The 6165-nt window shown below is 59.3% G+C and carries 4 protein-coding genes and 1 rRNA gene; 1 reads left to right on the top strand and 4 read right to left on the bottom strand.

Annotation, left to right across the window (positions count from 1 at the left end; all coding sequences use genetic code 11):
* Positions 1-155: 155 nt before the first annotated feature.
* Positions 156-271: ribosomal RNA gene (gene rrf, locus BJ917_RS18380) — 5S ribosomal RNA — on the top strand.
* Positions 272-423: 152 nt separating this feature from the next.
* Here the strand turns inward: rrf and BJ917_RS18375 are convergent.
* Genes BJ917_RS18375 through BJ917_RS18360 form a run of 4 tightly spaced genes read right to left on the bottom strand, consistent with a single transcriptional unit; the run spans position 424 to position 6053 of the window.
* Entirely contained in the window at positions 424-891 is a 468-nt protein-coding gene (locus tag BJ917_RS18375; protein ID WP_121104021.1) for an SRPBCC family protein, read from the bottom strand.
* Positions 892-920: 29 nt separating this feature from the next.
* Positions 921-4337, bottom strand: a complete 3417-nt coding sequence (locus BJ917_RS18370) for a non-ribosomal peptide synthetase (protein ID WP_121104020.1) — start codon at positions 4335-4337, stop codon at positions 921-923.
* Positions 4338-4350: 13 nt separating this feature from the next.
* Positions 4351-5280, bottom strand: a complete 930-nt coding sequence (locus BJ917_RS18365; protein ID WP_121104019.1) for a diiron oxygenase — start codon at positions 5278-5280, stop codon at positions 4351-4353.
* On the bottom strand, positions 5277-6053 hold the full coding sequence (locus tag BJ917_RS18360; RefSeq protein WP_121104018.1) for a DUF3050 domain-containing protein: 777 nt from the start codon (positions 6051-6053) through the stop codon (positions 5277-5279). Before BJ917_RS18360 ends, BJ917_RS18365 begins: the two co-directional genes overlap by 4 nt.
* Positions 6054-6165: the final 112 nt, after the last annotated feature.

Here is a 6165-nt window from a genome sequence, read left to right as displayed (position 1 = left end):
GATGGTAGTGTGGGGTTTCCCCATGTGAGAGTAGGTCATCGTCAAGATTAAATTCCGAAACCCCTATCTGCGTATGCAGGTAGGGGTTTTGTTTTAGTAGAAGTCACCAATTTTCACCGGAACGTTATACTTGTAACGGGCTGGTCAAAGAATTTCTTGACGACCATAGAGCATTGGAACCACCTGATCCCATCCCGAACTCAGCAGTGAAACGATGCATCGCCGATGGTAGTGTGGGGTTTCCCCATGTGAGAGTAGGTCATCGTCAAGATTAAATTCCGAAACCCCTATCTGCTTGCGCAGACAGGGGTTTTGTCGTTCTGGGCTGCAAAAAAGCCAACCCTTGTTCAGCGGTTGGCCTTGTAGAGAAAACCGGGTGCCTGGACCCGGTAGCTCACCATCGCAGTGACAGTACGCTCTGCCTTAAGCAAACATCTTCAACACGTTGTTCATCGCATCATCGGCAAAGCCCTGTACGAAATCCTTGAACCCCGGCAGAGCTTCGGCGCCTCCCTGTGCCGGTTCGGCGATGATGGTCCAGGTCGCCTCAGATTTGCCCGCACCCAGCGATTTAACCTGCATCGCCGCCCACAAGTTTGCGACACCCAACGTGTTGTAGATGGTGGTCCAGGTCATGTTCAGGGCCTGGTCGTCGCGGGAGTTGAGTTGTTCGACCACCAGGTTGCCGTCCTTGAAGAGCTTCTTGCGCAGGGACGACACGCCCTCACCGGTCATCTCGATGTGCGACAGTGCCGGGATGAATCGGTCGAAGCCGGCAAAGTTGCCGACAACGGCCCAGACCTGTACGGCATCGGCAGGGACTTCCACCGAAGACACAACGTGGCAGCCTTGCGGATTCTTGATCAGGGTATCGGGTTGCAGTGTGCTCATGGTTTTGCTCCGTTCTTGGTTGGGGTGGATCAGATGAAATTGATTTCTTTGAGGTAGTCGCAGCCGCGACGCAGGAGCGCCGGGGATTTTTCCGGATAGCACGCGCCCATCTGCCGCACGCCAGCCTGGGCGTTGTCGTGGCCGATCATCGAGATGTCCCCGATGTCTTCCTCGAAGCCGTTGAGGTAGAAACCCAATACGCCAAATAACGCGTTGTCGCTGTCGACCCTGCCCAGTTGTTGCTGCCAGTCGGCGACGCTGACCAGGGAAAACGCCCGACCGGCTTCACGAAAGGACGCCACATAGTTGTCCCAACTCAGTGGCTCGGGGTTGTGCAGGTTGAACACTGCTTTTTCCGGCTGATAACGGCTGGCATGGAAGGCAATGAAGCGGGCGAGGAAGTCCACCGGCATCAGATCGAAGTTCAACGCGAACTCCGGCACCTGACCGAGCTGGATCGAACCCTTGAGCATCAGCATCAAACGGTTCTTGTGCGGTTGGCACACACCTGTGAGGCTGTTGAAACTGATGTTGCCGGGCCGATAGAGATTGACCCGCACACCGCGCTCCCGCGCGCGCTCGAGGACCCGCTCGCCCACCCATTTGGACAGGTTGTAGCCATTCTTGATGTAGATCGGCGGGGTTTGCGCGGCGGGCAGCTCAAGCACCTTGCCATCGGCGGACATCGTGCTGGAGGCCGAGAGTGTCGAGACGAAGTTGAAGATCTTTTTGCTGCGTCCTTCACACAATCGCAGGCACTCGAATATCGGTTCGACGTTGTCCCGTGCCAGTGATTCATAATCGAGCACGTGATTGACGTTGGCGGCGTTGTGCACCAGTGCACCGAACTCACGATCAAGGCGCTCGTAAACTTCGTCGGTCAGCCCCAGTTGCGGGCGCGTGATATCCGCCGCGTAAACCCGCACCCGACTCAAATCCAGATGCTCCAGCCGGTTCTCCACTAACGCCTGAGCGAAGCGCTCGGCAGCCGATTGCCCGTTACCGTCTCGGACCAGGCAGGCAACTTCGGTGGCACCCCACGCCAACAGTGCTTCGACGATGTGGACGCCGACAAAGCTGTTGGCACCGGTGACGATCACCTTATGCACATCGCCCATGCGGCTGACGGGCAATGGCTGCACCTGAAGCTCGCGCGAGGCATCGGCCAGGGCTCTTTCGCTCAACACCTCTTCGCTACCGGCGCCACGCACCAGTGTTGCCAGTTTCGCGATGGTAGGCAGTTCGATGAAGCGGTTGATCGAAATGCTGCGGCCGAATTCTTCGCGCAAGCGCAGGAGCATTCGTGAAAGCAGGATCGAATGACCGCCGAGATTGAAAAAACTTTCGTCAGTGGAAATATCGCTGGCCGGCAACTCCAGCAGCTCGGACCAGATCTCCAGCAACAAGGTTTCATCGGCGCTGACGGGCAAGCGGCGCGTAGCCTTTTCACTGATGCTGACCGGCAGTTCCAACAGCGCCTTACGATCGACCTTGCCGCTGCTGGCGTACGGCATGCTCGCCAGCTCGGTCCAGGCGCCGGGCTGCATGTAGTCCGGCAGATAGTGCAGGACGTGGGCCTTCAGCGCTTCGCGAGCGGCGCCGGGCCGGTTCTCTCGAGGTTGGGCGAGGAAAGCCAGAATCCGTCGCTGGCTGTCGATCACCACGGCCACCTGACCGTACAACTGGCTGTCGCGCAGGCAGCGCTCGATCTCTTCCGGCTCGACCCGAAAGCCGCGAATCTTCACCTGATTGTCGCGCCGGCCGCACAGTTCGATTCCGCCAGTGGTCCACTTCGCCATGTCGCCCGTGCGATAGGCGCGCAGGCTCTGGCCATCGGGCAGGGTCAGTTGCAGGTAGCGTTCGGCGGTTTGTTGCGGGTTGTTCAGGTAACCCAGGCATACTCCGGGCCCGACGATGAACAACTCACCGACGGTCTGTTCGATCACCGGTTGCATTTCCTCATCGAGAATCAGCACCTGGCTGTTGGCGATCGGGCCGCCCAGGGTTCGATTGTGATCGCCGGCCTGCAGTTGCCGTGCGGTAATCAGCACGGTGGCTTCGGTGGGGCCGTAGAGATTGTAGAGTTGGCCCTGGCGGGTCAGTTGCTCGATGACCCAGGGCTCGCAGACATCACCTCCCGTCATCACGTGATCGAGGTTGCACAGTTGCTCCAGCGGCAGAACGCTCAACAACGCGGGCGGTAGAAAGGCGTGGCTCAGGCGTTGGTGACGAATCAGATCCACCAGTTGCAGCGGATCGCGCCGCTGGTCTTCACTGGGCACGATCAATTCGGCACCTTGCAGCAAGGTCGGAAAAATATCGATCAGCGACGAGTCGAAACTCAACGATGAAAATTGCAGCGCCCGACTCTGTTCGGTGAGCTGCACATAGTCGATGTACCACGCGGTGAAGTGCGCGAGGTTGGCCTGGCTGAGCAGCACGCCCTTGGGATGGCCGGTGGTGCCCGAGGTGTAGAGCGCCATGCACGGGGCGTCGAGATCGGGGCGATGGCGCATCAGCGGTTGATCAGGATTCAACGCTTCGGCGTCGATAGCGCTGATATCCAGGCTCGGCATCTGCGCCGCCAGCGGATGCTGCCCATCATGCAGCAGCAATACCGCACCGGCGTCCGACAGGATGTACTGCTGGCGTTGCAGTGGATGGCTCGGCTCTAGAGGCAGGTACACCGCACCGCTACCCAAAATCGCCAAAATCCCCGCATACAACGCACTGCATTTCGGCAGGCAGATGCCTACCACTCTCGGGCCGTCATGCTGATCGAGCAAAGGTTGCAACCGCTGCTGAACCGCGCGGCTCAGGGCATGCAACTGGCGATAGTCGAGAGCGCTGCCGGCTACGTTCAATGCCGGTCGCCCGGCGAACTGAATGAAGCGCTGTTCAAGGCGCTCGATCACTGGCACCCGGGCGAGCTCCAGCAGCCGAGGATCTGCCGTTGCATTGAGCTGATGGACGAAAGCCAGGCTGTCGAGAAACAGCAGGTTTTCGACTCTTTCGAAATGTATGGAGGTGAGCGGTTCGGCAAGCCGAAAATACTCGACGTCCCGCGAGTAGCGGCTGACCAGCAACGCCACATGGTCCACCAGTTCCGCCACAGCGCGCAGGCGCAGCACCTGACCGTTGCCTGAAGGTTCATCGGCGATCGGCACGCGAGTGAGCAACGTGGAATCGGCAGTGCATAACAGATCCAGCGATGGCAGGCCCGAAGCGCCTGGCAGGTCGATGCCCAGTTGCAACGTCAGGCGCGGTACATCAATGAATATCTGCCCATCCACGCTGGCATCGTCGATCACAAGGTCGGCGCGGGCCGGTGCCTGCTCGTCCAGCGCCTTCATCCGTGTCAGTGCATGACCGTGTTGTTCGAGCTCCAGCCTCAGGTCGGTCAAGGCCTGGCTTCGTCCAATGAGCAAAATATCGAGACGTCTCATGGTGTGCTCCTCGTCAAATCAAGTAGTCGTCCAGGGCGCTTTGCACGCACGGCGAATCCAGCAGCGAACTGCTACGGAAGAACCGCACGATGTTGGCCACCAGCGGATGATGGCGATTGATCGGGAAAGCCAGCCCCGACACCTCGTTCCTGAGGGCGTGGCGTGGGGCGGCGCCGATCGGCAAGGCATCGATCAGGCGGAAGTCGAAGGACTTCTGGATGTCGTTGGTCAGGTAATGGCCGATGAACACCGGCAGGATTTGCGCGATGCACTGGCGGTCGTCCTCACTCGCGGTGTGCCAGTAGATGCGCACCATCCGCGCCCAGAATCCGGAATGCCGGCCTTCGTCGAGCAAATGGTCGGCCATCAAGCCCTTGATCGATTGCTTGACGGTGTCGTCCTTGGCGAACGCGGCGACATCGCCAGTCACGGTGTTCTCGGCAATCGCCACGCAGATCAGCTCCACGGCGCTGCGCAGGTGGGGTGGCGCAAGTGCGACGGCCGCTGGAATGGCCCGGCTCAGTTCGATTTCGTCGGGCAGGTCGATCGGTGTAATACCCGTCATGGCGATGGTCTGCTGCATGAAATCCATGGCCACCAGCGCGTGGTAATCCTCATCCACCACCACGGTCATGGCGTCGTAACGGCAAGCGAGCGGAAAGGGCACGTCGAAGCGATTCTTGGCGATGCTGCGGGCAGTCTTGTCGACGATCTCGGTTTCGAAAATCACCACATCGTTGATGAATTTGTAGAGTGTCTGCACCAGGGCAAAGTCGCGCTGTTGCGGGCATTCGCGCAGAAACGTCTCGCTGAGCACCAGTGGTTGGCGGCTCAAGGGGTAGATCAGCTTGTCATCGTCCTCCAGCACGCGACGCGGGCGGGTGCGGATGGTGGCGCGGCTTTCCCAGGCGTCGGCGAACGACAGGTAGTCGGCAGCGTTCATGCGTTCACCTCCGCCAGTGGTTCGCTCATGCTCAGGCGTAAGCCATCCCACAAGGCGATACGACTTTCCACCGCGGCGATGGCGCTGGCATAGACGTCTTCCTCCCGTTGCGGGTCGCCATCGACCAGCCGGGCGAGAAGTTTTTCCGCGGCAGGACCGTGGTCTTCGGCGTCGACCTCAATGTGGCGTTCGAGGTAGTAGCGAAAGGTCGGGGCCTGTTCGATGCCGATGCCCCAGTCATCGAGGATGCGTTGGAACATCTGCGGAATCACACTTTCGCGACCATGCAGAAACGCTGCCGCGACGCTGTGGCCCGGGGCATGCAGCGCGGTGTGCAGCGTATGGCGCACGAATCGCGCCGCCGCCGGGTCGACGTCGACACTTTGCAGCGCTACGTCATAACTCACGCCTTCCTGTTGCAGCGCCACGAAGCGTTCGACGGCGGCGGTGCTGGCACCGACTTCACGCATGGCATCCAGGTACAACTCGAAATGGCTGTAGTGTCCCCGGGTCGGGCGGTCATCGGACTCTTCACCCAGCACGATCTCATTGATCAGTCGCGCTGCCTGCGGATCACGCGGTGGCAACCAAGGCAGGTGCGTGCAGGTCAGCTCCTGTTGCAGTCGCTTGGTTAATGACATGAAGTCCCACACGGCAAAGACATGGGTTTCCATGAAGCGTTGTAAGACGGCCAGCGAGTGGATTTCGGAGAAAATCGGGTGTGCACTCAATTCGGATTTTTTTTGTTCGAGATATTCTTTAGTGGGTTTCATGAGCAAGCCTTTTAAATAGTTGAATGTCAGCGGTGATCACGGCTGGTTGATGTTTTAAGTTTTCTGCTGGCGAGCGGGTGCCTCAAACCAATCGATCTCTGATAGTTGGTTT

Origin of the sequence: Pseudomonas sp. WPR_5_2 (genome assembly GCF_003634475.1) — a bacterium.
GTDB classification, from domain to species: Bacteria; Pseudomonadota; Gammaproteobacteria; order Pseudomonadales; family Pseudomonadaceae; genus Aquipseudomonas; species Aquipseudomonas izuensis.
Note: the sequence above shows the minus strand (reverse complement) of the source record. Positions and strands in the feature narration are given on the sequence as shown.